Genomic DNA, 25,777 nt, shown 5'->3' with positions numbered 1-25,777 from the left:
CTGGGCGTTCCGGCCGATCGGCACCCGTTGGGACTCAGCCCACGGCCAGCGTGAACACGTGCAGGTCGGTGTCGTCCGGCAGTTTCACACGCGCGATCGTCCTGCCGGCCGGCGCGGTGAACGGCCTGGTGGCGAATACGTAGGTGTCGACAGGATCCCGGTCCGCACCCGCGACGTTCCGGTACGCGGCCCGGGCGACGACCTCATTGCCGTACCGCACGGTGCCGGCGCCCCCGCCGACGGTCCAGTCGGTGAAGGCGAGGTCGATCGTGTCGGTGCCGCCGTCGGTGTAGGTGACGGTGGCCTTGGCCTGCTGGTCGCCGTTGACGCCGCTGCCGAGGAACGACAACTGACCTGCGGGACGGGCGAGTTCGATCGTCTGCCCCGCCGCCGAGACGTTGTCCGGGCGCCCGCTGGGCGAGTTGGGCCAGGTGAAGGTCAGGCCGCCCACCGTGCCCTGCTCGCCCGGTGTCAGACCGGCGTCGGCGAGGGCCTGGCGGGAGTAGCTCCAGCCGCCGCCGTCGTAGTCGGCCTCGTCGTGGTCCCCGGTGTCGTCGGAGATGCCGGTGTTGTCGTAGGCGGCCAGGAGCGTGTCCGGCGCCGCGACGGTCAGGGACAGGGGCTGTGCGTACGACGTGTCGCCCGAGGTCACGGTGACCTCGACGGCGTAGAAGCCCTGGGTGGTGCCCTCGGCGGAGGTCAGCGTGATCTCCTGCGAGCCGTCGGTCACCGTGCCCTCGGCGGGTGTCGCGGTGATCCCGTCGGGCGCGTCGACCCGGAAGCGCACCTCGGGTCCCGCTCCCCCGCTCATCGACAGGGCACGGATGCCGACCTTGGCACTCCCGCCGGGCGGCACGGTCGCCGTGGTCGGGCCGACGCCGATCTGGTACGGCTGCTCGCCCTCGCGGAAGGAGGGCGGCGCCTCGGACGCTCCCCAGGCGGGGGCGGGCGCACCGGAGAGGGTGTAGTCCAGCCGGCCGCCGTCCCGCACGAAGGACGCCGGGAGCCAAGGCCGGTCGCTGGTACGGCCGTTGACCTTCAGGGAGTGGATGTACGGCGCGTCGGCGGCCGCTCCTTCCGCGCGTACGGAGATGTCGCCGCCGTCCGGGCGGTCGATCTCGATGCGCGGGAAGAGCGGTGAGGCGAGGACCAGTTCGGCGCGGGACGGCACCTGGGGGTACATGCCGAGCGCGGAGAAGACGTACCACGACGACATGGCACCGAGGTCGTCGTTGCCGGGGATGCCGCCGGGCTCGGTGGACCACAGCTCGCGCATCGCCGCCCGGACGGTCTCCTGCGTCTTGTACGGGGCGCCCGCGTACGCGTACAGATAGGGCACGTTGAGGGACGGCTCGTTGTCCAGCTCCGACTTGTCGCCGCCGCTGCCGGTGAAGGCCCAGCTGCCGTCCGCGTCGTGGAAGAAGGCGTCGAGGCGCTTCACAGCCGGGGCGCGCCCGCCCATGGCGGCGAAGAGTCCCGCCGGGTTGTGCTGGACCATCCAGGTGTACTGGGCCGCCGTACCCTCCACGAACCCGTTGCCGGTGGCCGGGGTGAAGCCGGTGACCCAGCTGCCGTCGGCCTTGCGGTTGGCGATGTAGCCGCCGTCCTGTGTGGCGGCGATGTTGAAGTTGTTCTGCCACCACTGGGCGCGGTCGGCGAAGGTGGCCGCGGTGTCCTTCCGCCCCGCCTCGGTGGCGAGTTGGGAGAGGGCGAAGTCGGCGCCGGACATCTCCAGCGTCTCGGCGGCGCCGCCCCAGGCGTTGGACACGGACGGCATGTAGTGGTGCCTCAGGTACTTGTCCAGGGAGGGGCGCTGCCCGACGGACAGCACAGGCTTGCCCGCCGAGGACAGGTCCTTGTCGGTGGGTACGGTCGCCGCCTTCACCAGCGACGCCAGCGCGCCACGCAGATCGAAGTCCGTTCCCCCGAAGGCCCGGATGCCGGCCAGGGCGATGGGTGAGGGGTCGCCGTTCATGACATGGGTGCCGCTCGCTCCGTGCAGCCAGCGGTCCCAGATGCCGCCGTTCTGCTCCGCCAGCTCGTACAGGGACTGGGCGATGTCCGAGCCGACGCGGGGGTTGAGGAGGGTGAGCAGCTGGACCTGGTCGCGGTAGACGTCCCAGCCGGAGAAGGTGCCGTACTGGGCCTGGTGGCCACGGCTGACGGTGTGGATCTCGCCGTCGGGGCCGCGGTATCTGCGGTCGGCGTCGCTGATGACGTTCGGGTGCAGGAGGGCGTGGTAGAGCGCGGTGTAGAAGGTGGTGCGCTCGGTGTCGGTGCCGCCGCCGACCCGGATCGCGGAGAGACGCTCGCGCCAGGCGCGGCGGGCGGCGTCCCGTACGGCGTCGAAGGAGCGGTCCGGCGGGTTCTCCGCCGCGAGGTTGGCCTCGGCGCCGGCCTGGCTGACGTACGAGATCCCGACCTTGACGTTCACCGGTCCGGTGCCCGGCGCGAACTCGACGTAGCCGCCGGCGCCCTTGCCGGCGACGGGGCGGCCGCCGTTCGCGAACCCCCCGGTGCCGCCGGACGCGGAGGTCGAGCCGGGGCTCAGCTTGTCGTCCTGCCAGGTGCCGGTCGCCTTGAAGGCGCGGTCGAAGCGGGCGGTGAAGTGGACGGTGTAGTAGGCGCGTTGACCCTCCGGATCGAGATACCCGCAGAAGTTCCCGGATGTGACGGACCCGGAGACAGTCCGCTTCACCGGATCGATCCGTACCGCCGAATCGGTCGAACCCACCTCGGAGTTGGCGGTCCGCACCAGCAGCGAGGCGGGCTTGTCGGCCGGGAAGGTGAAGCGGGCCGAGCCGGTGCGGGCGGTGGCGGTGAGGTCCGCGGTGACGCCGGAGGCGAGACGGACCTGGTAGCGGCCCGGTTCGGCGGTCTCGTCGGCGTGGCTGAAGTCGGAGGCGTAGACGGCGTCCTTGGTGTCGCTCGCGGGCGACGAGGTGACCTCGCCGGCGTACGGGAAGAACGGGATGTCACCGCTGCCGCCCGCGCACCCGGTGCCCGACATATGGGTGAGGCTGAAGCCGCGCATGCGGGTGGCGTCGTAGTGGTAACCACCGGGTGCGGCCGTGCGGGTGGCGTCGCCGCGGGTGTTCTCGGGGCTGAAGGAAAGCATGCCGAACGGGGTGACGGCGCCCGGGAAGACATTGCCGCCGTTCTTGGTGCCGATCAGTGGATCGACGTACGACGTCGGGTCCCTGACCAGGTCCGGGGGTTCTGTCGTCGCCGCGAGGGCGGGGGTGGCGCCGCCCGCCGCGAGCACGGCGGCCAGCAACAAGGACACGGGACGGAAGCGCATGACGCGGCCCCTCCTCCTTCGGACGGGTCGCGCACCACGGGTCGCACAAGCCGCAGGGACAGTAGCGTGTGTCAGCGGTACCACGGAAGAGCGCGTTCCGGGGCGGGGCACGCGGGGTGATCACCTGGATGGGGCAGCGGCGGGGCGGCCGCGTCTGCGGATGCGGTGGGACTCACTTGGCACCCAACCGTCCAACTGGCTTGACATCGTTGTCCGTTGAAGCGGTAGAGTCATCCGGCAGACCATTCGACAACGTTGTCGCACCACGGTCTCGCACAAGCCACTCACCAACCGGACAGACCCACTTCCCCCCCCTCGGGCCCGTCCGGCTCGCGGACCCGGTGGATGCGACTCACGCCCACCGGGTCCGCCCCGAGCGACGGTTCAGCCCACTCGGCAGGGCAGGGCCGTCGTACTGTCGCCGCCGGGGCCGGAGACGACGTACCCGAATGTCGTGCTCTCCCCCGGATCGAGGGAGCCGTTCCAGTCGGCGTTGTGGACCATCACGTCCTGGCCGCCGTAGGTCGCGTTGCCGCTCCAGAGACTCTCGACCTTCTGCCCGGACGGGAGCGTCCAGTCGACCATCCAGCCGAGCATCGGGACGTCGCCGGTGTTGGTGACGGTCACCTCGGACTGGTAGCCGCCGGACCAACTGCCGGTCGTGCGACGGGCGGCGGAGCACTCGCCGGGCACCGGGTCGGTCGGGTTGCCCGGCTCCTTTATGCCGGTCACCTCGCCGTGACCGCCGTCGAAGACGATGTCGGAGCAGGAGTAGAAGGTCTCGGCACTGTCCGAGCGCTGCCAGACCATGTAGATGAGGTGGCGGCCCGACTTGTTCGCCGGAAGCTGCCCGGTCCAGGAGTAGTTGGCCTCGACCGTGCCCGGGGAGCCGTTGAGGGGCGGGTGGTCGACGCTGAGGAAGGGGCGCTCCTCCATGTCGTCCCACGTGAGGGTCCGGGTCGGGTCGAAGCCGTCCTTGGTGAGGTAGACGTGGAACCAACCCGGGTGCGCGGCCCAGGCGTTGTAGGAGAAGTCGACGGTCGCGCCCGAGGTGAGGTGGGTGAGCGGCCAGTCCTTGCTGGGTGTGTTGAAGCCGGTGAAGTTGGTGTTGCCGCCGCTGCACAGCTCACCGTCGGGCACGAAGCCGCGGGTGCGGCCGGCGCCGTCGGAGCGCAGCACCGAGAACCAGTTGTAGAACGGTGTTGTGCCGCTGACCTGCTGGGCCGCCTTGCAGGCCGGGTTGACGGGCTTGATCTCACCGGTGTCGGTCAGACCGTCCTGCCAGCACAGGAAGGTACGGCTGCCGGGCTTCATGGGGGTGCCGTGGGCCTCGGCCGGGGCGCCGGCGGTCATGACGAGGGTGAGGGCGGGGATGGTGGCGAGGAGGGAGATCAGGATGAGGAAGAGGGACTTGGTGCGGGTGGGGTGGGTTAATCGGCGGGGTGGGTCTGAGGCGGTCGCCGATGTGGTCGTTGTCAGGATCATGACAGAACCAGTCCGTTCCTTGAGGTACGGGCCGTGCGGATGCGGGCGTGGGGGTGCGTGCGAACGCCGGGATGGGAGCGGTCCGGGCGGCGGGTTCCGGTCCACCGGCTATGGGAGCGCTCCCATCCCGTCTGTTGCGGAAGGTAGCGCCGGGAGACGCGGTTGTAAACGCCTCACGCACGAGGGCGGCGCCGTGACGGCTCTTCGACTTGTGCGCCCGGCGCGACATGACGCGCCGCCCGTACGTTTCGTGCGCCCGTTGAGCCCCTCTTGCTTCCACGACTCGGCACCGGAGAGCGTTTTCCCGGAGCACAGACGCCCGCCCCGACGTTCCTGTGATGCATGAGAGTCGTGACAGCGGTCCAGCTCACCCCGCCTCGGTAGCCCTGCCGCGCACCGCGGAACCCTGTCCACCGTCGGCCAGCGGCCATCAGCTCTATCCTTTTGGCGCTATGCATAATGAACCGTGCCAAGTGCTAGGAGCTTTCTGTGCATGGCCGACCGAAACCAGGGTAGGCGCGCACAGACGAAGGAGCGGCGATGACACCTCCCGTGGACCCCAGCCTCAACCGGCGCAAGCTGCGTCTCGCCTTGCGGCAGGCGCGTGAGCGCACGGGTCTGACCCAGCGTGAGGCTGCCGAGCGGGTGGAGTGGTCGCAGTCCAAGCTCATCCGGGTGGAGACCGGTACCGTCAGCGTGTCCGTGAGCGACCTGCGGGCGCTGCTGGCCCTGTACGAGGTCAGTGACCGGGACGTGGTGAACCAACTGGAGGAGGCGGCCCGGGGCAGCAAAGGGCCCAGCTGGTGGTCCCGGTATCACGACGTGATGACGCCCCAGTTCGCCCAGTACCTGGGCTACGAGAGCGCGGCGACGTCCCTTCAGACGTATCACCCCATCGTCATTCCCGGACATCTGCAGACCCGCGGATACGCCGAGGCGCTACTCGCCCCTCGCGGCCTGACCGCCGAACGAACCGACCGGGTCGTGGACTTGAGGATGGAGCGGCAGAGCAGGATGTTCGACGGTTCCGCCGGCCCCGACGCGACCTTCATCCTGGACGAGGCGGCGGTTCGGCGGCAGATCGGCGGAAAGGCGGTGCTGAACGAGCAGTTGCAGCAGCTGCTCGACTTCGGTGCGCGGGACGGACTCACCGTGCGCGTACTGCCCTTCGAGGCCGGGGCCCACTACAGCACACTGGGCAGCTTCGTCCTCTTGGGCTTCTCCGACGACGACGATCTGCTGTATCTGGAGCACGCCGCGGGCAGTATGACCGGCGGCGAGGACCTGGAGCTGCTGGCCCGCTACCAGGAGTGCTTCCAGACGCTCATGGATCTGGCGCTCGGTGGCACCGAGTCACTCGACCTCATCGGTCGCATCAAGCAAGACCTCGCGGCCCGCTAGATCTGCGGCGCCTTTTCTGGTCGTGGAACCAGGGGGAGGACCAACGTGGTCTTCAGGTCGATATGGCAGGGCCTGCAGAGCGTACTCGGGGCATCCAGTCTGAACGACGATGACGTCAAGGCGCAGGCCATACAGGACCCCGCGCAGACGAAGCACCTCATAGAGATAGAGAACGCCCGCGGCGCCATGAAGCTCAAGCTCGTGACCCGCATCGGAGTGCTGGGCCTGATCGGGCTGGTCGTGCTGGCCGCGGCAGTACTCCTCATCGCCCAGGCGGCCGGTGAGCTGAGGTTCCCCTGGTCGCGGATCGGCACGGTCGCCGCCACGCTCCTGGGAGCATCCGGCATCACCGGCCTGGTGTCCCGGTGGTGGAGGAAGCGGCTGTCGGCGCGCCGCCCGTCCGCGGGCGCTAGCTCGGGGAACTCGTCCGCGAATCCTGCGGAAGGCGATCAGAATCAGGTGGGGACGTCATAGCGGCGTATCCGGCCCGCCACACTCCCGCTCCCACGGCCACGGCGAGGGCCACGACCACCCAGAGAATCCGCTTGGCGAGAACGCTGTCGACGAGCAGGGACGCGAGAGCGGCGCTCACCGTCGCCAGCGCACCTGCGCCGAGCGAGAAGGTGACGGCTCCGCTCAAGATCACGGAACGCTTTCCCTCACCCTTCCCCGAGTGCTGAACTGCAGATGCCTCGGCACCCATAGAGGCCCCCTACCTACCGCCGATGGCTTGTCACAAACGTCATGGGCCGTCCAGCTCCCCCTGCGTCAACGCATGGAGGAACTCCGTCCAGGCAGGGTTGGTGAAACACAGAGGCGCGCGCTGCGGCTTCTTGGAGTCACGCGTGAGCACTCTGCCCTCCCCCACGGCGACCTCCACGCATTCGTTCTCGTTGCCGCACAGGCTGCTCTTGCGCCACAAGGGTTTCCCCTTATGCACCACCTCAGCCCCCCTGCTCCCCCGATGCGCCTGGACGGTGCCCATCCATGTTAGTGGACGGTTGTGCACCACCGCAGGCGAATACCCCTACGTCAGGGCTGGGAACCGCGCACGGCACCCGAGCGATGACACGGTTTCCGCAAGCCAGTTGGCCCAACAACTGCTTTCCCAAGTTAGTCCTCGGGGAACCGGGTTATGCCTCGGTTGGCTCAAGTTCCTTGGTTTCACGGCGAGTTCATGGTCATGAGATCCACGTGCCGATCAGGTGACCGATCTCCGACGGCCGACGGCAGGACGACGGTGAACTCGGTCCGGCCCGGCTCGCTCCGCACCTCGGCGCGGCCCCCGTGCGCCGACACGATCGCCTCCACGACGGCGAGCCCGAGGCCGGATCCACCGCCGTGCGGGCCGCCGCGCGCCCGGGAGGTGTCGGCCCGGGTGAAGCGGTCGAAGACGGTCGGGAGGAGGGTGGGCGGGATGCCGGGGCCGTCGTCGCGGATGCGTACGACGCACTGGTCGTCCCCGGCCTCCACGACCGCGACGACCCGCGTGCCCGGGGGTGTGTGCAAGCGCGCGTTGGCCAGGAGGTTGGCCATCACCTGGTGGAGGCGGGCCTCGTCGCCGAGGACCAGCGGGGCCTCGTCCAGGCGGAGTTCGAGCTGCCAGTCGTGTCCGCCCCCGGCGGCCCGCGCGTCCCACACCGCCTCCGCGACCAGCGCCGCGAGGTCGACCTCGGCGGTGTGCAGGGGCCTGCCCTCGTCCAGCCGGGCCAGCAGCAACAGATCCTCCACCAGGCCAGTCATGCGTGCCGACTCCGCCGAGACGCGGCGCCAGGCCAGCAGCGGCTCGATCCGGTCGGTACCGCGGTTCATGAGCTCGGCGTAGCCCGCTATCGACGCGAGCGGGGTGCGCAGTTCGTGGCCGGCGTCGGCGAGGAAGCGGCGCATGCGCTCCTCCGTGTGCCGGCGGGCGGTGAGGGAGGACTCGACATGGTCGATCATGCGGTTGAGGGCGGCGCCGACCTGGCCGGCCTCGCTGGCGGGGTCGGTGTCCCGGACCGGGACCCGGGTGATGACGGTGACCTCGCCCCGGTCGAGCGGTGCGCGCGAGACCTCGGCGGCGGTGGCGGCGAGCCGGTCGAGGGGGCGCAGCTGCCGTCGTACGACCACGGCGCAGATGCCGCCCGCCACGGCGAGCCCGGCCACCGCGACGGCCGCCTCGACCACGACCATGCCGCTGATCATGTGCCGTACGTCGTCCATCGGGAGCCCTGTCAGAACGCGCGCCCCGTCGCTCTCGGCGACGGTGACACGGTAGGTGCCGATGCCGGGGACGGTCGTGGTGTGCGCGGCGCCGTCGGGCCGTACGCCCGCCAGGGCGGCCCGCTGACCGTCGGTGAGGGCGCGCGGTGGGGCGTCCTGGCGCACGACCTCGGCGGCGAGAGTGTCGCCGTCGCCGTCGAGCCGGGCGGCGAGCATGCCGGTCGGATGGCCGCTCTCCATCAGGAAGCTCAGGTCGTCCGGTAGCTCGGGGTGCAGACTCGCGCCGCCCAGGCTGCGCTCGGCGGCGTTCTCGACCCGGTCGTCCAGGTTGCCGAGCAGATAGGCCCGTTGGACGAACACCATGGTGAGCAGCGTCGTGGCGCACACGGCGACGAGCGTGACGCCGAGGAAGACGAGCAGGCGTGTGCGCAGGGAGCGGAGGCGCCGTCGGGCCCTCATCTGCCGTCCTCCGCCGGCCTGATGGGGTGTCCGAGGCCGCGCACGGTGTGGATCATCGGCGCCCGGCCCTGGTCGGTCTTCCGGCGTCCGGTTCGGAACCCAGCGGTGGCGGTCATGTCTCGATCCTGTCCCCGCCGGCTGAGGGAATCCTGTGTTCCGACTGAGGTCTGCCGATGTCACGGGACGAGAACGCCGAGGTCATCGCCTCACACGGGGGCCGGCACGGCGAAGGGCCGCACCCCCGTCGCCGGGGATGCGGCCCTCAACCGCCGTGCCGTACCGCTTACTTGCGGATCAGGCTGCGCAGCACGTACTGCATGATGCCGCCGTTGCGGTAGTAGTCGGCCTCACCGGGGGTGTCGATGCGGACGACCGCGTCGAACTCGACACCCGTGTCGGTGGTGACCTTCACCGTGCGCGGCGTGGTGCCGTTGTTGAGCTCCTCGACGCCCGCGAAGGAGAAGGTCTCCTCGCCGGTCAGACCGAGGGACTCGGCGGAGGCGCCCTCCGGGAACTGGAGCGGCAGGACGCCCATGCCGATGAGGTTCGAGCGGTGGATGCGCTCGTACGACTCGGCGATGACGGCCTTGACGCCGAGGAGGGCCGTGCCCTTGGCCGCCCAGTCACGGGACGAGCCGGAGCCGTACTCCTTGCCGGCCAGGACGACCAGCGGGATGCCCTGCTCGATGTAGTTGCGGGAGGCGTCGTAGATGAACGACACCGGGCCGTCGGCCTGGGTGAAGTCGCGGGTGTAGCCGCCCTCGGTGCCCGGCGCGATCTGGTTGCGCAGGCGGATGTTGGCGAACGTACCGCGGATCATGACCTCGTGGTTGCCTCGGCGCGAGCCGTAGCTGTTGAAGTCGCGGCGCTCGACGCCGTGCTCCGTGAGGTACTTGCCGGCCGGGGTGTCGGCCTTGATGGCACCGGCGGGCGAGATGTGGTCCGTCGTCACCGAGTCGCCCAGCTTGGCGAGCACGCGGGCGCCGGTGATGTCGGAGACCGGGGTGGTCTCCATCGTCATGCCCTCGAAGTACGGGGGCTTGCGGACGTAGGTCGACTCGGCGTCCCACTCGAAGGTGTTGCCGGTCGGGATCGGCAGCGCCTGCCACTGGGCGTCGCCCGCGAAGACGTCCTGGTAGGACTTGTTGAACATGTCCTCGCCGATGGCGTTCGCCACGACGTCGTTGACCTCGGCCTCGGACGGCCAGATGTCGGCCAGGTGGACCGGCTTGCCTTCCTGGTCGATACCGAGGGCGTCCTTGGTGATGTCCACCTTCATGGAGCCGGCCAGGGCGTACGCGACGACCAGCGGCGGGGAAGCCAGGTAGTTCATCTTGACGTCGGGGTTGATACGGCCCTCGAAGTTCCGGTTGCCGGAGAGGACCGAGGTGACCGCGAGGTCGTGGTCGTTGACGGCCTTGGAGACCTCCTCCGGCAGCGGGCCGGAGTTGCCGATGCAGGTGGTGCAGCCGTAGCCGACGAGGTTGAAGCCGACCTTGTCGAGGTACGGGGTCAGGCCCGCCTTGTCGAAGTAGTCGGTGACGACCTTCGAACCCGGGGCGAGGGTGGTCTTGACCCAGGGCTTGCGGGTCAGGCCCTTCTCGACCGCCTTCTTGGCCACCAGCGCGGCGGCGACCATGACGTACGGGTTGGAGGTGTTGGTGCAGGAGGTGATGGCCGCGACGGTGACCGCGCCGTGGTCGATCTCGTACGTCGAGCCGTCGGGGGCGGTGACGGTGACCGGGTTGGACGGGGCGCCGTTCGGGGCGACGGCCGGGGCGTCGGAGGCCGGGAAGGACTCCTGGCCCGCCTCGTCCACGGAGTCGACGTAGTTGCGTACGTCGACCTTGAACTGCTCGGCGGCGTTCGCGAGGACGATGCGGTCCTGCGGGCGCTTCGGGCCGGCGATGGAGGGGACGACCGTCGAGAGGTCGAGCTCCAGCTTCTCCGAGAAGTCGGGCTCGGCCTGCGGGTCCAGCCAGAGGCCCTGCTCCTTGGCGTACGACTCGACGAGCGCGAGCTGCTGCTCGGAACGGCCGGTGAGCTTGAGGTACTTGATCGTCTCGTCGTCGATCGGGAAGATCGCGGCGGTGGAGCCGAACTCCGGCGACATGTTGCCGATGGTGGCGCGGTTCGCGAGGGAGGTGGCGGCCACGCCCTCGCCGTAGAACTCGACGAACTTGCCGACGACGCCGTGCTTGCGGAGCATCTCGGTGATGGTCAGCACGAGGTCGGTGGCGGTGGTGCCGGGGGTGAGCTCACCGGTCAGCTTGAAGCCGACGACGCGCGGGATGAGCATGGAGACCGGCTGGCCGAGCATCGCGGCCTCGGCCTCGATGCCGCCGACGCCCCAGCCGAGGACGCCGAGGCCGTTGACCATGGTGGTGTGCGAGTCGGTGCCGACCAGGGTGTCGGGGTAGGCCTGGCCGTTACGGACCATGACCGTGCGGGCGAGGTGCTCGATGTTCACCTGGTGGACGATGCCGGTGCCCGGCGGGACGACCTTGAAGTCGTCGAAGGCGGTCTGGCCCCAGCGCAGGAACTGGTAGCGCTCGCGGTTGCGGCCGTACTCCAGCTCGACGTTCTGCGCGAAGGCCTCGTTGGTGCCGAACTTGTCGGCGATGACGGAGTGGTCGATGACCAGCTCGGCCGGGGAGAGCGGGTTGACCTTCGCCGGGTCACCGCCGAGCTCCTTGACGGCCTCACGCATGGTGGCGAGGTCCACGACACAGGGCACGCCGGTGAAGTCCTGCATGATCACGCGGGCCGGCGTGAACTGGATCTCCTGCGACGGCTGGGCCTGGGAGTCCCAGCTGCCGAGGGCGCGGATGTGGTCGGCGGTGATGTTCGCGCCGTCCTCGGTGCGGAGGAGGTTCTCCAGCAGCACCTTCAGGCTGTAGGGGAGGCGCGCGGAGCCCTCGACCTTGTCCAGCCGGAAGATCTCGTACGACTCGTCGCCCACCTGCAGCGTGCTGCGGGCGTCGAAGCTGTTCGCCGACACGACAGTCTCCTTCATTGATGTGCGCGTACCACCACGATCCTGCCGCCCCGGCATCTTGGCCGATCCGCTAAGGTAAGGCTAAGTTAGGTAGCCCTTACTGTCGGACTCGATGACGGTGTGCGGCTGCGGTGCACCTCGGCAGATATCTCGATGTCGAGATAACTCTAGTACATGGGGCCGGGATGGTCATGCCCGGGGCCTCGACATGCGCCCTTTGCATGACCATGCGTCTTGATGCATACTCTTCCTATGTCCAAGGTCCTCACCTCCCTGCCCATCGGCGAACGCGTCGGCATCGCCTTCTCGGGCGGTCTCGACACCTCGGTCGCGGTCGCCTGGATGCGCGACAAGGGCGCCGTCCCGTGCACCTACACGGCCGACATCGGCCAGTACGACGAGCCCGACATCGCCTCGGTGCCCGGCCGCGCCAAGGCCTACGGCGCCGAGGTCGCACGTCTGGTCGACTGCCGTGCCGCCCTGGTCGAGGAGGGACTGGCCGCGCTGACCTGCGGCGCGTTCCACATCCGCTCCGGCGGGCGCGCCTACTTCAACACCACGCCGCTGGGCCGTGCCGTCACCGGCACACTGCTGGTGCGGGCCATGCTCGAGGACAACGTCCAGATCTGGGGCGACGGCTCGACCTTCAAGGGCAACGACATCGAGCGGTTCTACCGCTACGGCCTGCTCGCCAACCCGAACCTGCGGATCTACAAGCCCTGGCTGGACGCGGACTTCGTGACCGAGCTCGGCGGCCGCAAGGAGATGTCGGAGTGGCTGGTCGCCCACGGCCTGCCCTACCGGGACAGCACGGAGAAGGCGTACTCCACGGACGCCAACATCTGGGGCGCCACGCACGAGGCCAAGACCCTGGAGCACCTGGACACCGGTGTCGAGACCGTCGAGCCCATCATGGGCGTGCGGTTCTGGGACCCGTCCATCGAGATCGCCGCCGAGGACGTGACGATCGGCTTCGAGCAGGGCCGCCCGGTCACCGTCAACGGCAAGGAGTTCGCCTCCGCCGTCGACCTGGTGATGGAGGCCAACGCCATCGGCGGCCGGCATGGCCTCGGCATGTCGGACCAGATCGAGAACCGGATCATCGAGGCCAAGAGCCGCGGTATCTACGAGGCGCCCGGCATGGCCCTGCTGCACGCCGCGTACGAGCGCCTGGTCAACGCGATCCACAACGAGGACACCCTGGCCCAGTACCACAACGAGGGCCGGCGCCTCGGCCGCCTCATGTACGAGGGCCGCTGGCTGGACCCGCAGGCGCTGATGATCCGTGAGTCGCTGCAGCGCTGGGTCGGCGCCGCCATCACCGGCGAGGTCACGCTCCGTCTGCGGCGCGGCGAGGACTACTCGGTCCTCGACACCACGGGCCCGTCGTTCAGCTACCACCCGGACAAGCTGTCCATGGAGCGCACCGAGGACTCGGCCTTCGGCCCCGTCGACCGGATCGGCCAGCTCACCATGCGCAACCTCGACATCGCCGACTCGCGCGCCAAGCTGGAGCAATACGTCGGCCTCGGCCTGATCGGCACCGGCAGCCCCACCGTCGGCGCCTCCCAGGCCGCCGCCACCGGGCTGATCGGCACCATGCCGGAGCTGCCGGAGGGCGGCGCCGAGGCCATCGCCTCCCGCGGCGAGGTCTCGGAGGAGGACGCCGCGCTGGACCGCGCCGCGATGGAGTCCGGCACGGACTGACCGGACACCGGGGACGGACGCCGGAAGGGCCGGCTCAGCGCCATGTGCGCCGAGCCGGCCCTTCCGGCGTCTGCGACATGCCATCAGTTCGCCAAGTCGGGGTAACCGAGAGGGACGTACCACGACCCGACGGGAGGCATCCATGCCCCTGACATTCCGCAAGAGCTTCCGGATCCTGCCCGGAGTGCGGCTGAACATCAACCGGCACTCCTGGTCCATCACCACCGGCGGCAAGAACGGCCCCCGGCGCACACACAGCAGCACCGGACGTCGTACGACATCGATGGATTTGCCCGGACCTTTCGGATGGCGTCGCACCCGTAGCGCCAGGCGGCGTTGACGGCATGTCACCCGAATGGCCCCCCTAGGATGTGCCATCTCATATTTGAGATAACCTCAACCTCATGGCAGACGATTACCTCGTACGCATCGGCAAGCTCATCCGTGACGCCCGGCAACACCGAGGCTGGACACAGACCCAGCTCGCCGAGGCGCTCGGCACCTCTCAGAGCGCCGTCAATCGCATCGAGCGCGGCAACCAGAACATCAGCCTTGAGATGATCGCCCGAATCGGTGAAGCCCTGGACAGCGAGATCGTGTCGCTGGGGTACGCCGGTCCGATGCATCTGAGGGTCGTCGGCGGACGTCGGCTGTCCGGTTCGATCGACGTCAAGACCAGCAAGAACGCCTGCGTGGCACTGCTGTGCGCCTCGCTGCTCAACAAGGGGCGCACCGTGCTGCGCCGGGTCGCCCGCATCGAGGAGGTCTACCGCCTTCTGGAGGTGCTCAACTCCATCGGCGTACGCACCCGTTGGATCAACGGCGGCGTGGACCTGGAGATCGTGCCGCCGGCCGAGCTGGACCTGGGCGCCATCGACGCCGAGGCAGCCGTCCGCACCCGCTCCATCATCATGTTCCTCGGCCCGCTGCTGCACCGTATGGACCGCTTCAAGCTGCCGTACGCCGGCGGTTGCGATCTGGGCACCCGGACCATCGAGCCGCACATGATCGCGCTGCGCCGGTTCGGTCTGGAAGTGGCGGCGACCGAGGGCCAGTACCACGCCACCGTCGACCGGTCCGTGCGCGTCGGGCGACCGATCGTGCTGACCGAACGCGGCGACACCGTGACCGAGAACGCGCTGCTGGCCGCCGCGCGGTACGACGGTGTCACGGTCATCCGCAACGCCTCCTCCAACTACATGGTCCAGGACCTGTGCTTCTTCCTGGAGACGCTGGGCGTGCGGGTCGAGGGCATCGGCACGACGACACTGACCGTGCACGGTGTGCCGAACATCGACGTCGACGTCGACTACTCGCCGTCCGAGGACCCGGTCGAGGCGATGAGCCTGCTGGCCGCGGCGGTGGTGACGGAGTCGGAACTGACGGTGCGCCGCGTGCCCATCGAGTTCCTGGAGATCGAGCTGGCGGTCCTGGAGGAGATGGGCCTCGACCACGACCGCACGCCCGAGTACTTCGCCGACAACGGCCGTACCCGGCTGGTGGACCTCACCGTCCGGCCCTCCAAGCTGGAGGCGCCGATCGACAAGATCCACCCGATGCCGTTCCCGGGCCTGAACATCGACAACGTCCCGTTCTTCGCGGCCATCGCGGCCGTCGCGTCGGGCAAGACCCTGATCCATGACTGGGTCTACGACAACCGCGCGATCTACCTCACCGACCTCAACCGCCTCGGCGGCCGACTCCAGCTCCTGGACCCCCACCGCGTCCTGGTCGAGGGCCCGACCCGCTGGCGCGCCGCGGAGATGATGTGCCCGCCCGCGCTGCGACCGGCCGTGGTCGTGCTGCTGGCGATGATGGCGGCGGAGGGCACATCCGTCTTGCGCAACGTCTATGTCATCAACCGCGGCTACGAGGACCTCGCCGAGCGGCTGAACTCCGTCGGGGCGCAGATCGAGATCTTCCGGGACATCTGAATGGCGGATACCGCCGCACCCCTTCCTGGCCTGGACGAATAACGGTCAGGAAGGGGTGCGGCGCCGCCTCTGGACTTCTCTGGGACTGTGGGCCCGGACCGGACTTCCGCCGACCGTCCTGGCTACGCGAAGACCGCGTCGACGGCGGTGCTGCCGCGTGCGTCCGCGCGGGGCAGGAAGTACGGGTACTTCCGCAGCGTGAACCCGAGGTCAGAGTGGCCGAGCCATTCGGCCAGGGAGACGAACGACTCGCCGGGCTCCAACTGCTCGGAGGCGTAGAAGTGGCGCAGGGCATGGCAGCCGTGTTCCCGGAATGGCTCCCATACGCGAGCCCCGTCCAGAGCACTCTCCTCCAACGTGGCGATCACGCAGACCGCGAGCCTCGCCCGGACGCAGCGCCTGCTCGACCACGGTGAGCATGAAGGGGTACACCGAGCGATCGGCACCCGCGTGCCCACTTATCCGCTGACGCCGCATTCCGGATCAAGCTTCCCTACGGCACGCACATCGACGAGGACCTGACGGACCGTCATATCACCAGCGGCCTCGGGTAAGGGCGGGGCATCGCGCGATGCCCCGCCCCTGGGCCGGAGGGCCGATGGGTCAGACGGTGGCCGGCAGCGGCTCGGAAGTGGGCGGCGGCGCCAGTCGGCCGGTGCGATGGAGGCTGTACAGGGCGGCCGCGCACGCCAGGCCCAGCGCGCACAGCGTGATCCACGGCAGTGCGGGCATTCCAGCCGCGCGGGCGGCGTCGAGTGCGGCACCCGTGCCCAGGTTCCCGACGGTGATGCCGATGCCGCAGATCGTGTTGTACAGCCCGTAGTGGGTGGCGACGAGGCGGTCACCGGAGAGGCGGACGATGGTGTCCATCTCGAAGGGGTAGGCGATCATCGTGCCGACGGCCAGCAGCAGGGCGGCGAGCGTCGGCGGAGCCGCCGCGAGCAGCCACAGCCCGATCCCGGACTCCGGTACGGGCACCGCGGTGGCCCCCAGCAGGGGAACGAAGGCCAGCCCCATCAACGCCAGCCCGCGCACGAGTGCCTGCCCGGGCTCGTACCGCGCCTTGCACCACGCCGTCACCCGGGTCTGGCCGAGGATCGTGCTCAGCCCGGACACGGCGAAGAGCACCGCCACCGCCGCAGTACCGAACTCCCCGTCGCCGCCGAGCCGACGTACCTCCAGCGGCAGCGCCAGATAGACCTGGAACGACAGGACGTACGACCCGATCATGGCGACGGAGAAGAGCAGGAACGGCCGGTTGGCGAGGATGCCGCGCCACTGGGCGAACACGCCCTGACCGCCGGCGCTCTCCTGCCGCTCGGTGTCCTCGGCCCGCCGGGCGGGCAGCGCGCGGATCTGGACGACGCTCAGCAGCGCGAAGATCCCGGCCGCGACCAGGCAAGTGATGCGGAAGTCCACGCCGGTCAGCACCATGCCCACCAGCGGGCCGAGCAGGATGCCGGCCTGGTAGAACACGTTGAACAGGGCGAACGCCTCGACCCTGCGCTCCCCCGCGTCGGCCGCGAGATACGCCCGTACGGCCGGGTTGAACAACGCCCCGGCCAACCCGGTGGCCGCGGACGCGGCCAGCAGCGCGGGCAGTGAATCCACCAGCCCGAGCGTCGCGAAACCGAGGGTCCGCAGCACACACCCGGCAACGATCATCGGCTTGTAGCCGAGTCGGTCGGCGAGGGTGCCGCCGACCAGGAACATGCCCTGCTGGCTGAAGTTCCGTACGCCGAGGACGAGTCCGACGATCCAGCCGGCCAGGCCGAGGGTGCCGGAGAGGTGGGCGGCCAGGTAGGGCATCAGCATGTAGAAGCCGAGGTTGATGGTGAACTGGTTCACCATCAACAGCTGGACGCTGCGTTCGTACGACCTCACCTGCGTGAGCAGCCCCTTCACCGGCCCTCCTCCGGCACGTCCGACACGGCGCCCAGTGTGTCCGCGGCGTCCTCGGCGAGGTCCTGCGCTGTGTCCCGCAGGGTGAGGGGATCGACGACGGTGGTGCACCGGGTCCAGCGAGCGACCTCCTTCTCGTCCAGACGGCCGATCAACTCCGGTTCGGGCGCCGGTGGTGAGTCCAGCAGGCCGTGGGCGGCGCAGTAGTCGTCGTCGTAGACCGTCCCCAGGTAACGCTGCGGGCCATCGGGGAAGATCGCGACGATCCGCGCGTCCGCGGGCATCGTCCGGGCCAGCCAGCCGGCCACCAGTGCAACCGCGCCCACGCTCCAGCCGCCGGTGGCGTAATGGGAGGCGGCCAGCTGGCGGCAAGTCCACACCGCCTCGTGCGGGGCGACCCAATGCACCTCGGAGAACCGCTCGTAGGCGACGTTGCGGGGATGGATGCTGGAACCGAGTCCGCGCATCAGGCGGGGCCGCGCGGGCTGACCGAAGATTGTCGAACCGGTCGTGTCCACGCCGACGACGGTCAACTCCGGATAGAGCTGGCGCAGCACCCGTGAGATGCCGGCCGAGTGGCCGCCGGTGCCGACGCTGCACACCAGCACGTCGATGTGGCCCATTTCGGAGGCGAGTTCAAGAGCCAACGGGGTGTACGCGGCGACGTTGTCGGGGTTGCTGTACTGGTCCGGGCACCAGGAGTCGGGGTGCTGCTCCAGCAGCCGCTGTACGCGTTCGCGGCGGGCCTGCTGCCAGCCGCCCGTGGGATGCGGCTCGGAGACGACGTTGACCTGGGCGCCGTAGGCGGTCAGCAGCCGGGTCATGGACAACTCCAGCCCCGGGTCGGTGACCAGGGTGACCGGGTGGCCGTACACCATTCCGGCCAGGGCCAGCCCAAGACCCAGGGTTCCGCTGGTGGACTCGATGATCCGTCCGCCGGGCCGCAGGTCGCCACGGGCGCGGGCCCGCTCCACCATGTGCAGCCCCGGACGGTCCTTGATGCCGCCCGGGTTGAACCCCTCAAGCTTCGCCCAGAATCCGCGCCCGGCCGGGGTCAGCGGCTCCGATACCCGCAGCAGGGGGGTGTTGCCCACCAGCCGGGACAGGGCCGACTGGCCGAGGGCGGCCGCGGTCTTGGTCAATGAAGGCATGTCTGTGTGTTCACTCTCGCTCGATGAAGGCACGGGTGCGGGTTCATCTCGCGCCCCAGGGCGACAGGGCGGACCACAGGTCCGCGTTCAGGCCCATGGGTGCGCGGCAGCCGGTGAAGTCGGTCGGCTGCGGGCGAGTGGTCTAGATCCGCCACCGCGACGTGCGCACGAGCGCCACGCGGCCGGTACGTGCGCCGCGACGTCTGCGAGATTCATGCCGTACGAGGGGTCTCGCCGGCGCCACGGTCACGGCGACGAGTACGACCACGGTCAGCGCGGCGAGGGAAAGATCCTCCGTTGACTGCTCCGCTGTACGGATGATCAGGTCCGTGGCGCAGTCCTCGACGCTGTGGGGGGCGTGGGGCCCGTGAGGCTCCCCGCCGACAGCCGTTGCCGAAGAAGCGGCATGGAGTGACACCGGCCCGTGCGTCTCGTCCGGCACACCATGCATGACGGCGCACAGCATGAGCGCCATCATCAGGCTGCCGCGGATCGCCGAGACGAGTCGGGACCACCACGATGAGCCGCATCGCGCCCACGGCGCGTGTGCGGGTGTACGGGAGAGTGTCGGCACAGGTCCTCCGCACTGCTGCCACCTTTCCGACGTGGACGGAGGGAGGCGCAGACATGGGTGGGGGGCAGGACGGCATCGACGAACGTGATCGGCCCATCATGGGCATGGAATCCGGAGCTCGTCGCGCGTGATCAGCCGAACCGGTGACAACCGGCAGGCCGGTTGGAGGACTCTGTCTTTCTAGACCTGCTGCACCACGGATGCTGCTCTCAGGGTCGCGCGTGACGCCCCGCCCATTGACTCATCGGCGGCAGGCGCACGCACGGCCGAGGCATCTCCGGCACTGGTCGATTCGCGAACCGACGCTGCAAAGCAGGGCGTTGCCAGGACAGGACCCTGCTGAGGCTGCCCGGAAGCGCACTGCTCAGCAGGATGCGACGACTCGTGGCCACCATGGTGCTCGTCCGCTCCCGCGGCGAACTGCGGGGCAGGCTCGACGGCAGCATGGCGAGTGCCGTCGAACGGCGCTGCGGCAGGGGTCGTTGCGCTGATGGAGAGATGCCCCTGGACGCTCTCGACGTGCACGCCGTGTGTCACGAGAACAGCGAACAGGAGCACGGCCAGGGCCAGCACGCGCGGCAACGGACCCGCACCGGAGCGGGTCCTCGCTATGCGCCAGGGCGACCAAGCCGTAACCATGCCGTGATCCTAGCGGCTTGTCGGCGTTGATCGACCACCAGCCCGGAAACGTCGGGTTAACTCGCCAGTCGAATGGCTGGTTTGCTACGGCGAGTGTGCAGGCGCCTCCCCTGACGCCTGCGCCGGCCTCGTTTGAGCCGCTTTCTCAGCGGGCTCGGCCTTCCCGGACTTCTCGGACTCGTCCACTACGCCGCCCGCATGCACCGCCGAGCTTGCCCACGGTCTGACCACCCGGTTCAGTCCACCGGGTGACCGGGCGAGATCGTTTTGGCGTCCTCCAGGCGCAGCAGTGGACCGTCGTGCGTCTCGTGCTCGCCCCAGTCGACCGGGTCGAGGACGAAGCCGATGTGGTCGCCGCCGCCGACGCGCGTGACCACTCGGCCGACGAACCAGACCGGCGCGTCCTGAAGAATGACGGCCCCGCCGTGGCCCTCCCGCCAGGGGACGTGCTGGAACTTGTCCTCCCGGTCGCCGGTGTGCCCGCCGAACAGTTCCGCCAGGGCATGCTGTTCGCGGGTCACCAAGTGCACGGCCAGGAACTGCGCGGACCGTGCCACCCGGAAGGTGTGGTTGGCCTCCGAGAGCCACACCACGAACCGCACCGGCCGGATGGAGCACTGCGAGGCGAAGCCGACCAGGCAACCGGCCCGTTCGCCGCCCGCCGCGGCGGTGACCAGGCACATGTCGGGGTTCAGCCGTCCGATGAAGTCGTCCATGCCCGCCATGCCCAAGCCGCTCCCGTCACCCGTGACTCCGCCTCTCGGCATCACCTCACCACGGAGCCCAGGTCCATGCCATCCCGAGGTGGCGGCACGATCCGCTCGGGGTCACCCGTAGCCCGCGGGTACGCTCACCGATCATGACCGTCGCGCGTTCCGTTGCCCTGTTCGCCGCCGCCGCTCTGTTCGAGATCGGCGGTGCCTGGCTGGTCTGGCAGGGCATCCGGGAGCACAAGGGCTGGATCTGGGTCGGCGGCGGGGTCATCGCTCTCGGCCTGTACGGGGTGGTGGCCACCTTCCAGTCGGACGACAACTTCGGACGCATCCTCGCCGCGTACGGCGGGATCTTCGTCGCCGGGTCCATCGCCTGGGGCATGGTCGCCGACGGTTACCGCCCTGACCGCTGGGACGTGATCGGCGCGCTGGTCTGCCTCGCCGGGATGGCCGTGATCATGTACGCGCCCCGCGGCAACTGAGCCGCTCGGTTCGCACCACGCCATCAGCTCTCGGCCACCAGTGCCTTGAGCGCGATGTTGAGCTCCAGGACGTTCACCCGGGGCTCGCCGATGAAGCCGAGCGTGCGGCCTTCGGTGTGCTCGTCGACGAGCTTCTGCACCTGCTCGGCGGGGAGCCCGTGCTTCTCGGCGACCCGGTGGACCTGGATCTCCGCGTACTCGGGCGAGATGTTCGGGTCGAGGCCGGAGCCGGAGGACGTCACCGCGTCGGCGGGCACATCGGACGGCTTGACCTTGTAGTCGGCGGTCGAGTTGTCCTTGATTACGGCGGCCTGGGCGTCCTTCACCCGCCGGATGAGCTCCTCGTTGTCGCCGGACCGATTGGTCGCGCCGGACAGGATGAGCTTGTACCGGGTGTTGACGCTGTTGGTGCCGAGGCCGTTCTGCGGGCGTCCCTGGAACCACTTGAGGTCCGGCGCCGGAGTCTCCTCGCCCTCCTTCAGCGGCAGGTTGTACGACTGCCCGATGAGGGACGAGCCGACGACCCTGCCGTCCGCCTTGATCTCGGAGCCGTTCGCCTTGTCACTGAACAGCCCCTGGGCTATGCCGGTGATCATCAGCGGGTAGATGACGCCGGTCACCAAGGTCAGCACGAGAAGGGCGCGCAGGCCCGCCCCGAGCAACCGGGCGGTATTGGTTACCGAGTTGTTCATGGCCTTCAGCCGATCCCGGGGATGAGAGAGATGAGCAGGTCGATGAGCTTGATGCCGATGAACGGGGCGATCAGGCCGCCGAGTCCGTAGATCGTGAGGTTGCGCCGCAGCAGGCGATCCGCGCTCACCGGCCGGTACCGCACGCCCTTCAGCGACAGCGGCACCAGCGCGATGATGATCAGCGCGTTGAAGACGACCGCGGACAGGATCGCGGAGTCCGGCGAGGACAGGCCCATGATGTTGAGCTTGTCCAGGCCCGGGTAGACGGCCGCGAACAGCGCCGGGATGATCGCGAAGTACTTCGCGACGTCGTTGGCGATGGAGAACGTCGTCAACGCGCCCCGGGTGATGAGGAGTTGCTTGCCGATCTCGACGATCTCGATGAGCTTGGTCGGGTTGGAGTCGAGGTCGACCATGTTGCCGGCCTCCTTGGCGGCCGACGTACCGGTGTTCATGGCCACGCCGACGTCCGCCTGCGCGAGCGCGGGCGCGTCGTTCGTGCCGTCGCCGGTCATCGCGACCAGCTTGCCGCCGGCCTGCTCCCGCTTGATGAGCGCCATCTTGTCCTCGGGAGTGGCCTCCGCGAGGAAGTCGTCGACGCCCGCCTCCTCGGCGATCGCCTTGGCGGTCAGCGGGTTGTCACCCGTGATCATGACGGTCTTGATGCCCATGCGGCGCAGTTCCTCGAACCGCTCCCGCATACCGTCCTTGACGACGTCCTTGAGGTGGATGACACCCAGGACGCGAGCGCCGTCCGCGTCCTCGACCGCGACGAGCAGCGGCGTACCGCCCGCCTCGGAGATGCGGACGGCGACGGTGTCCGCGTCGTCGGCGACCGTGCCGCCCTGCTCCTGGACCCAGGCGATGAGCGAACCGGCGGCGCCCTTGCGGATCTTGCGGCCGTCGACGTCCACACCCGACATCCGGGTCTGGGCGGTGAAGGCGATCCACTCGGCGCCGGCCAACTCGCCCTGGTGGCGCTCGCGCAGACCGTACTTCTCCTTCGCCAGTACGACGATGGAGCGGCCCTCCGGGGTCTCGTCGGCCAGCGACGACAGCTGGGCGGCGTCCGCGACCTCGGCCTCGGTCGTCCCGCTCACCGGCACGAACTCGGCGGCCTGACGGTTGCCGAGCGTGATGGTGCCGGTCTTGTCGAGCAGCAGCGTGGCGACGTCGCCGGCGGCCTCGACCGCACGGCCCGACATCGCCAGGACGTTGCGCTGCACGAGCCGGTCCATGCCCGCGATGCCGATCGCGGAGAGCAGGGCGCCGATCGTGGTCGGGATGAGGCAGACCAGCAGGGCGACCAGCACGACCATGGTCAGGTGGGTGCCCGCGTAGTCCGCGAACGGCGGCAGGGTGGCCACGGCCAGTAGGAAGACGATCGTCAGGGACGCCAGCAGGATGTTCAGCGCGATCTCGTTCGGCGTCTTCTGCCTTGCCGCGCCCTCGACCAGATTGATCATCCGGTCGATGAAGGTCTCGCCGGGCTTCGTCGTGATCTTGATGACGATGCGGTCGGAGAGGACCTTGGTGCCGCCGGTGACGGCCGAACGGTCGCCGCCGGACTCCCGGATGACGGGGGCCGACTCACCGGTGATCGCCGACTCGTCGACGGAGGCCACACCCTCGACGACGTCACCGTCACCTGGGATGATGTCGCCCGCCTCGCAGACGACCAGGTCGCCGATCCTGAGCTCGGTGCCCGGAACACGCTCTTCGACAGAACCGTTGAGCCGTCGCGCCACCGTGTCGGTCTTGGCCTTGCGCAGGGTGTCGGCCTGCGCCTTGCCGCGGCCCTCGGCGACGGCCTCCGCCAGGTTGGCGAAGATCACGGTCAGCCAGAGCCAGACGCTGATGGTCCAGCCGAACCAGTCGCCCGGGTCCTTGAAGGAGAAGGCGGTGGTCAGGAGGGAGCCGATCCACACCACGAACATCACGGGGGACTTGATCATCACCCGTGGGTCGAGCTTGCGGAAGGCGTCCGGCAGCGACTTGACCAGCTGCTCGGGCTCGAAGAGGCCGGCGCCGACACGGCCCTCCGGGGCCTTGTGCCCGGTGGGTGCGTCCTGGTGGGGCGCGAGGGTGGGAGTGGACATGGAGTCCTGTTTCTCTACGTCGGTGGTCATCACGCCAGCCCTTCGGCGAGCGGGCCCAGCGCGAGGGCCGGGAAGTACGTCAGACCGGTGATGATGAGTACGGCGCCCACCAGCAGGCCGGTGAACAGCGGCTTCTCGGTGCGCAGGGTGCCCGCGGTGGCCGGGACCGGCTTCTGCTCCGCGAGCGAGCCGGCCAGCGCCAGCACGAACACCATCGGCAGGAAACGGCCCAGCAGCATGCACAGGCCGAGTGTGGTGTTGAACCACTGCGTGTCCGCGTTCAGACCGGCGAAGGCCGAGCCGTTGTTGTTGGAAGCGGACGTGTAGGCGTACAGGATCTCGGAGAATCCGTGCGCCCCGCTGTTGGTCATGGAGTTCGCGGGCGTCGGCAGCGCCATCGCGAAGGCGGTGAAGACGAGCACCAGCGCCGGGGTGACGAGGATGTAGCAGGCCGCCAGCTTGATCTCGCGGGTGCTGATCTTCCTGCCCAGGTACTCGGGGGTACGGCCGACCATAAGACCGGCGATGAACACCGCGATGATCGCCATGATCAGCATGCCGTAGAGGCCGGAGCCCACACCACCGGGCGCGATCTCGCCCAGCATCATGCCGAGCAGGGTGATACCGCCGCCGAGGCCGGTGAAGGAGGAGTGGAAGGAGTCCACCGCGCCGGTCGAGGTGAGCGTGGTCGACGTCGCGAAGATCGACGAGGCGCCGACTCCGAAGCGGACCTCCTTGCCCTCGTACGCCCCGCCCGCGATGTCGAACGCCGGGCCGTGGTGGGCGAACTCGGTCCACATCATCAGGGCCGTGAAGCCGATCCAGATGGTGGCCATCGCCGCGAGGATCGCGTAGCCCTGCTTGACCGAGCCGACCATGAGGCCGAAGGTGCGGGTCAGTGCGAACGGGATGACAAGGATCAGGAAGATCTCGAAGAGGTTCGAGAACGGGGTGGGGTTCTCGAAGGGGTGGGCGCTGTTGGCGTTGAAGTAGCCGCCGCCGTTGGTGCCCAGCTCCTTGATGGCCTCCTGCGAGGCGACCGCACCGCCGTTCCACTGCTGCGAACCGCCCATGCTGTGCCCATTGAGGAATTGCCCGACCTCATGGATGCCGGAGAAGTTCTGGATCGCACCGCAGGCGACCAGCACGACCGCGGCGACGGCCGCCAGCGGCACGAGAATGCGTACGACACCCCGCACCAAGTCGGCCCAGAAGTTACCGAGTTCACCCGTACGCGAGCGCGCGAAGCCCCGTACGAGCGCCACGGCGACCGCGATACCCACAGCCGCAGAGACGAAGTTCTGCACCGCAAGACCGGCGGTCTGCACGACGTGGCCCATGGCCTGCTCGCCGTAGTACGACTGCCAGTTGGTGTTGGTCACGAACGACACGGCCGTGTTGAACGCCTGGTCCGGGTCGATGGAGGAGAAGCCGAGCGAACCGGGCAGGACGCCCTGGAGCCGCTGGAGGGCGTAGAGGAAGAGGACGCCGATCACGGAGAAGGCGAGGACGCCGCGCAGGTACGCGGGCCAGCGCATCTCGGTGTCGGGGTTGGCACCGATGCCCTTGTAGATCCACTTCTCGACCCGCCAGTGCTTGTCGGAGGAGTAGACCTTGGCCATGTGGTTGCCAAGGGGGACGTAGGCGAGCGCCAGGGCTGCGATCAGGGCGAGCAGCTGGAGCACGCCCGCGAGGACGGGACCCATGTCTTGGCTCAGAACCTCTCCGGGAAGATCAGGGCGAGGACGAGATAGCCCAGCAGGGTGACGGCCACGACAAGGCCGACGACGTTCTCGGCGGTCACAGCTTCGTCACCCCCTTGGCGACGAGAGCCACCAACGCGAAAGCCACGATCGTGACGACGACGAAGGCCAGATCGGCCATCGCGAACTCCTGGAGTGAGGTTCGAAGTAGACGGACGCTTCGAGGAAAGCGCCTCTTTGGCCGGATCCGACCGCCCTTGACGGCTCTCTTACGGCGCCGCTCACACCCTTGACGGGACCCTTACGGCACATGATCCGCACCCGCGTGCGCCTGA

At 69.1% G+C, this 25,777-nt stretch carries 19 protein-coding genes; 6 read left to right on the top strand and 13 right to left on the bottom strand.

Annotated features, from left to right (window positions below):
- Positions 1 to 34: 34 nt before the first annotated feature.
- On the bottom strand, positions 35 to 3,301 hold the full coding sequence (locus ACZ7NC_RS01525) for a GH92 family glycosyl hydrolase (RefSeq protein WP_471483900.1): 3,267 nt from the start codon (positions 3,299 to 3,301) through the stop codon (positions 35 to 37).
- Between the two features lie 384 nt (positions 3,302 to 3,685).
- On the bottom strand, positions 3,686 to 4,786 hold the full coding sequence (locus ACZ7NC_RS01520; RefSeq protein WP_471483899.1) for a lytic polysaccharide monooxygenase auxiliary activity family 9 protein: 1,101 nt from the start codon (positions 4,784 to 4,786) through the stop codon (positions 3,686 to 3,688).
- A 540-nt stretch (positions 4,787 to 5,326) separates the two neighbouring features.
- On the opposite strand from ACZ7NC_RS01520, the gene ACZ7NC_RS01515 reads away from it, so the two are divergent.
- Together ACZ7NC_RS01515 and ACZ7NC_RS01510 are read left to right on the top strand one after the other, a co-directional pair.
- A complete protein-coding gene (locus ACZ7NC_RS01515; protein ID WP_471483897.1) occupies positions 5,327 to 6,187 on the top strand; it encodes a helix-turn-helix domain-containing protein in 861 nt (286 codons plus the stop codon).
- 45 nt (positions 6,188 to 6,232) lie between these two features.
- Positions 6,233 to 6,661: a hypothetical protein gene (locus ACZ7NC_RS01510; RefSeq protein ID WP_471483895.1), complete on the top strand. Its 429-nt coding sequence runs from the start codon at positions 6,233 to 6,235 to the stop codon at positions 6,659 to 6,661.
- A gap of 268 nt (positions 6,662 to 6,929) precedes the next feature.
- Here the strand turns inward: ACZ7NC_RS01510 and ACZ7NC_RS01505 are convergent, their stop codons facing one another.
- The 3 genes from ACZ7NC_RS01505 to acnA form a co-directional block, all read right to left on the bottom strand.
- Entirely contained in the window at positions 6,930 to 7,172 is a 243-nt protein-coding gene (locus tag ACZ7NC_RS01505) for a DUF397 domain-containing protein (protein ID WP_471483893.1), read from the bottom strand.
- A gap of 179 nt (positions 7,173 to 7,351) precedes the next feature.
- A complete protein-coding gene (locus ACZ7NC_RS01500) occupies positions 7,352 to 8,848 on the bottom strand; it encodes a sensor histidine kinase (RefSeq protein WP_471483891.1) in 1,497 nt (498 codons plus the stop codon).
- Between the two features lie 283 nt (positions 8,849 to 9,131).
- A complete protein-coding gene (gene acnA / locus ACZ7NC_RS01495) occupies positions 9,132 to 11,849 on the bottom strand; it encodes an aconitate hydratase AcnA (RefSeq protein ID WP_471483889.1) in 2,718 nt (905 codons plus the stop codon).
- Between the two features lie 249 nt (positions 11,850 to 12,098).
- Here acnA and argG point away from each other — a divergent pair, with 249 nt between their 5' ends.
- From argG to ACZ7NC_RS01480, 3 genes are all read left to right on the top strand, one after another.
- A complete protein-coding gene (gene argG, locus ACZ7NC_RS01490) occupies positions 12,099 to 13,553 on the top strand; it encodes an argininosuccinate synthase (RefSeq protein ID WP_471483887.1) in 1,455 nt (484 codons plus the stop codon).
- Between the two features lie 142 nt (positions 13,554 to 13,695).
- Positions 13,696 to 13,893, top strand: a complete 198-nt coding sequence (locus ACZ7NC_RS01485) for a DUF4236 domain-containing protein (RefSeq protein ID WP_471483885.1) — start codon at positions 13,696 to 13,698, stop codon at positions 13,891 to 13,893.
- A gap of 64 nt (positions 13,894 to 13,957) precedes the next feature.
- Entirely contained in the window at positions 13,958 to 15,487 is a 1,530-nt protein-coding gene (locus tag ACZ7NC_RS01480; RefSeq protein WP_471483884.1) for a helix-turn-helix domain-containing protein, read from the top strand.
- A gap of 122 nt (positions 15,488 to 15,609) precedes the next feature.
- On the opposite strand, the gene ACZ7NC_RS01475 is transcribed toward ACZ7NC_RS01480, so the two are convergent.
- The 4 genes from ACZ7NC_RS01475 to ACZ7NC_RS01460 all read right to left on the bottom strand — a co-directional run bounded on the left by ACZ7NC_RS01475 (position 15,610) and on the right by ACZ7NC_RS01460 (position 20,478).
- Complete coding sequence (locus ACZ7NC_RS01475; RefSeq protein ID WP_471483882.1) at positions 15,610 to 15,855, bottom strand: hypothetical protein; 246 nt, start codon at positions 15,853 to 15,855, stop codon at positions 15,610 to 15,612.
- 235 nt (positions 15,856 to 16,090) lie between these two features.
- Positions 16,091 to 17,392, bottom strand: a complete 1,302-nt coding sequence (locus tag ACZ7NC_RS01470) for an MFS transporter (protein WP_471483881.1) — start codon at positions 17,390 to 17,392, stop codon at positions 16,091 to 16,093.
- Complete coding sequence (locus ACZ7NC_RS01465) at positions 17,389 to 18,540, bottom strand: PLP-dependent cysteine synthase family protein (protein ID WP_471483879.1); 1,152 nt, start codon at positions 18,538 to 18,540, stop codon at positions 17,389 to 17,391. Before ACZ7NC_RS01465 ends, ACZ7NC_RS01470 begins: the two co-directional genes overlap by 4 nt.
- Before the next feature lie 1,449 nt (positions 18,541 to 19,989).
- Positions 19,990 to 20,478, bottom strand: a complete 489-nt coding sequence (locus tag ACZ7NC_RS01460) for a flavin reductase family protein (protein WP_471483876.1) — start codon at positions 20,476 to 20,478, stop codon at positions 19,990 to 19,992.
- Positions 20,479 to 20,612: 134 nt separating this feature from the next.
- On the opposite strand from ACZ7NC_RS01460, the gene ACZ7NC_RS01455 reads away from it, so the two are divergent.
- The gene (locus ACZ7NC_RS01455) at positions 20,613 to 20,948 is read left to right on the top strand and encodes a YnfA family protein (protein WP_471483875.1); all 336 of its coding nucleotides are present in this window, start codon (positions 20,613 to 20,615) and stop codon (positions 20,946 to 20,948) included.
- A 23-nt stretch (positions 20,949 to 20,971) separates the two neighbouring features.
- On the opposite strand, the gene ACZ7NC_RS01450 is transcribed toward ACZ7NC_RS01455, so the two are convergent.
- Genes ACZ7NC_RS01450 through kdpF form a run of 4 tightly spaced genes read right to left on the bottom strand, consistent with a single transcriptional unit; the run spans position 20,972 to position 25,543 of the window.
- The gene (locus ACZ7NC_RS01450; RefSeq protein WP_471483874.1) at positions 20,972 to 21,640 is read right to left on the bottom strand and encodes a potassium-transporting ATPase subunit C; all 669 of its coding nucleotides are present in this window, start codon (positions 21,638 to 21,640) and stop codon (positions 20,972 to 20,974) included.
- 5 nt (positions 21,641 to 21,645) lie between these two features.
- Entirely contained in the window at positions 21,646 to 23,769 is a 2,124-nt protein-coding gene (kdpB, locus tag ACZ7NC_RS01445; protein ID WP_471483873.1) for a potassium-transporting ATPase subunit KdpB, read from the bottom strand.
- Positions 23,769 to 25,445: a potassium-transporting ATPase subunit KdpA gene (kdpA, locus tag ACZ7NC_RS01440; RefSeq protein ID WP_471483871.1), complete on the bottom strand. Its 1,677-nt coding sequence runs from the start codon at positions 25,443 to 25,445 to the stop codon at positions 23,769 to 23,771. Before kdpA ends, kdpB begins: the two co-directional genes overlap by 1 nt.
- Positions 25,446 to 25,453: 8 nt before the next feature.
- Complete coding sequence (gene kdpF / locus ACZ7NC_RS01435) at positions 25,454 to 25,543, bottom strand: K(+)-transporting ATPase subunit F (protein WP_334450194.1); 90 nt, start codon at positions 25,541 to 25,543, stop codon at positions 25,454 to 25,456.
- Between the last annotated feature and the right edge of the window lie 234 nt (positions 25,544 to 25,777).

The organism is Streptomyces sp. NPDC111802, assembly GCF_055634335.1.
Note: the sequence above shows the minus strand (reverse complement) of the source record. Positions and strands in the feature narration are given on the sequence as shown.

Excerpts from the sequence above, each read along its gene's own strand:
- kdpB (WP_471483873.1), bottom strand. The coding sequence starts at position 23,769 with ATGACCACCGACGTAGAGAAACAGGACTCCATGTCCACTCCCACCCTC.
- ACZ7NC_RS01485 (WP_471483885.1), top strand. The coding sequence starts at position 13,696 with ATGCCCCTGACATTCCGCAAGAGCTTCCGGATCCTGCCCGGAGTGCGG.
- argG (WP_471483887.1), top strand. The coding sequence starts at position 12,099 with ATGTCCAAGGTCCTCACCTCCCTGCCCATCGGCGAACGCGTCGGCATC.
- ACZ7NC_RS01480 (WP_471483884.1), top strand. The coding sequence starts at position 13,958 with ATGGCAGACGATTACCTCGTACGCATCGGCAAGCTCATCCGTGACGCC.
- kdpA (WP_471483871.1), bottom strand. The coding sequence starts at position 25,445 with ATGGGTCCCGTCCTCGCGGGCGTGCTCCAGCTGCTCGCCCTGATCGCA.
- ACZ7NC_RS01455 (WP_471483875.1), top strand. The coding sequence starts at position 20,613 with ATGACCGTCGCGCGTTCCGTTGCCCTGTTCGCCGCCGCCGCTCTGTTC.
- ACZ7NC_RS01460 (WP_471483876.1), bottom strand. The coding sequence starts at position 20,478 with ATGGCGGGCATGGACGACTTCATCGGACGGCTGAACCCCGACATGTGC.
- ACZ7NC_RS01500 (WP_471483891.1), bottom strand. The coding sequence starts at position 8,848 with ATGAGGGCCCGACGGCGCCTCCGCTCCCTGCGCACACGCCTGCTCGTC.
- ACZ7NC_RS01505 (WP_471483893.1), bottom strand. The coding sequence starts at position 7,172 with ATGGGCACCGTCCAGGCGCATCGGGGGAGCAGGGGGGCTGAGGTGGTG.
- ACZ7NC_RS01515 (WP_471483897.1), top strand. The coding sequence starts at position 5,327 with ATGACACCTCCCGTGGACCCCAGCCTCAACCGGCGCAAGCTGCGTCTC.
- ACZ7NC_RS01465 (WP_471483879.1), bottom strand. The coding sequence starts at position 18,540 with ATGCCTTCATTGACCAAGACCGCGGCCGCCCTCGGCCAGTCGGCCCTG.
- ACZ7NC_RS01520 (WP_471483899.1), bottom strand. The coding sequence starts at position 4,786 with ATGATCCTGACAACGACCACATCGGCGACCGCCTCAGACCCACCCCGC.
- ACZ7NC_RS01525 (WP_471483900.1), bottom strand. The coding sequence starts at position 3,301 with ATGCGCTTCCGTCCCGTGTCCTTGTTGCTGGCCGCCGTGCTCGCGGCG.
- ACZ7NC_RS01450 (WP_471483874.1), bottom strand. The coding sequence starts at position 21,640 with ATGAACAACTCGGTAACCAATACCGCCCGGTTGCTCGGGGCGGGCCTG.